The sequence below is a fragment of the Segatella paludivivens DSM 17968 = JCM 13650 genome, assembly GCF_000373185.1.
Lineage (GTDB): Bacteria > Bacteroidota > Bacteroidia > Bacteroidales > Bacteroidaceae > Prevotella > Prevotella paludivivens.
Genome location: NZ_KB890678.1, coordinates 1 through 1,936, shown reverse-complemented (window position 1 = coordinate 1,936; position 1,936 = coordinate 1). Strand labels below are relative to the sequence as shown.

Annotated in this window: 2 protein-coding genes; both read right to left on the bottom strand. The window is 39.5% G+C overall.

The genetic code is table 11. The features are described 5' to 3' along the window. Nucleotides 1-882: 882 nt before the first annotated feature. Nucleotides 883-1,014, bottom strand: a complete 132-nt coding sequence (locus tag B045_RS15805) for a hypothetical protein (RefSeq protein ID WP_262502998.1) — start codon at nucleotides 1,012-1,014, stop codon at nucleotides 883-885. Between the two features lie 141 nt (nucleotides 1,015-1,155). Then, a complete protein-coding gene (locus B045_RS15155) occupies nucleotides 1,156-1,701 on the bottom strand; it encodes a DUF3575 domain-containing protein (RefSeq protein ID WP_081618635.1) in 546 nt (181 codons plus the stop codon). Between the last annotated feature and the right edge of the window lie 235 nt (nucleotides 1,702-1,936).

Below are 1,936 nucleotides of genomic sequence, written 5' to 3'. Positions count from 1 at the left end.
GTTTTTGAAAAAAGTGCATCTAACGTACTGATAGACAGCGGATAGACGTTTCGACGCTAGTTTATTTACAAAACCTATGTACGATTTTCGAGTTCTCTGAGTATTCGTCTTATCCTAGCTGGTTTGATGTAGTACTCGTATTTGCATTGATTGCACACTTGTCGATATGTGCCAGACTTCATGCGTTCTAATTTCTGTTTAGGCAATTCGCGTCCGCACTTCTGGCATTTGATTGTTTGCGGGAGTGTCTCCCGATTGATAAATTTGACATAATTGTTTTGTTTTAATTGTTAATACTTATATTTGTTATTGCTCACTCGTTTTATTTGTTTCTTTTCTTTATTTATTTTTATTTCGTTGCTGTTTTTATTGCTTGCTCTTTCCTTGCTCGTTCCTTGCTCGTTCCTTATGTGATTTAACGGCCGATTCTCCCGCAGATCTCGCAGATTACGCAGACAAAAGACAGTTAGCGCAAATGTATCTACTAAAGCAGATGCCGCAGATAATCGCAGAGAAAGACAATTACCACATAGTGGAAACAATACAGTTCATGTTGTTTGCTGTTTGTCTGCGAAATAATGCAGCTTTGCTGCATTCCTCTGCGTTATCTGCGCTATCTGCGGGAGAACAGGCCGTTTACGTTGATACAATAAATCTGCGGGAGAATAAATCTGCTTTAGCAGATACTACGAAAAAGAATATCTGCGGGAACTTAAACTAAAGAACCCCCACACTCACGTGTGAAGGCTCTCAAATACATTCCCCACTGGGATGTACTCTTCTTTGACCAAGTTGCCTTAGAAGAAAATGAATAGAACTAACTATTCATTAAATTATAGTGATAATTATTAGACGCCATTGGTTCTCACGAATCTTTTTTCTTCATGATGCAGCGATTGCTGCATCATTGACAGGCATCCGAATTGAGTTATATACTTTCTTTAATACGGCTTTTTCAAGGTGTCCTTGTATATACATGACATTCCACCACTCCTTGCCGATATTTCTTATCAACTTTTTACGTTGATTATATTCAGAGTATTGACGAAGCAGCCCTAAATAAGAATTTAAAACTGCTACATAATTATATACACCAGTTATTATTTTATTATATACACCAGCGATACGGAAAGGGCAACCGAACCGACATAGTCCCTACCCTTTATAATATTCAAGGTAGCCGTAGCTTCCCTCACGGTAATGGCGGTAGCGCAGATGCAGGTAGCCAGCGGAAAGGGATGTATCTATGCCCCAATGGGGAGAGAGAATCTTATGAAAGCCGAAGGTGAGTCCGGCACCGTTGAAGTTGCCTTCGGCACGATGACTGGTAAGACNAAAAACGGGAATGCGGTTTAGGTTGAAGCCTCCATGAATGCCGAAGACTCCGAGGTAAGGACCATTGAAGACCTTGCGGAACCAGTGACGGGCTTCGTACTGAACTGACCAGTTCTTCCATTTACAGTCACCATCGTAGGATATCGGGCAATAGGTTGAGGAAACACTCACAGCAAGGGTTCTGTCGAGGCGGACCTCAGTACCCAGGGATGGAATGCATAATGCATCATAGAGAAGATTGGACTTCAGCGCGACGTATTGCGCATGAAGGCGCAATGACGAAAGGGATACCAATAAAACCAAAAATGACTTTAATATAATATCACTAATTCTAAAATTCGTACTATGAAATTTTAATTTACTCATCCAATTTATCTATTCTATAATATACGTTCTGTTACTTTGTAAGTAATAGAAAGGATTAAAGAATAGAACAGTGAAAAGACAGGGCAAAACAAGGACTGGCCTGCAGGATCAAGGCATCCTGAGGCTGTCGAATATGTACATTAAATAATTGACAAAATGTGTTTAGATCAAAACGCCTTATAACTTAATTCGTCCTATATGCTGTATTTCTTTTTGATATTTAGTTAATTATTGT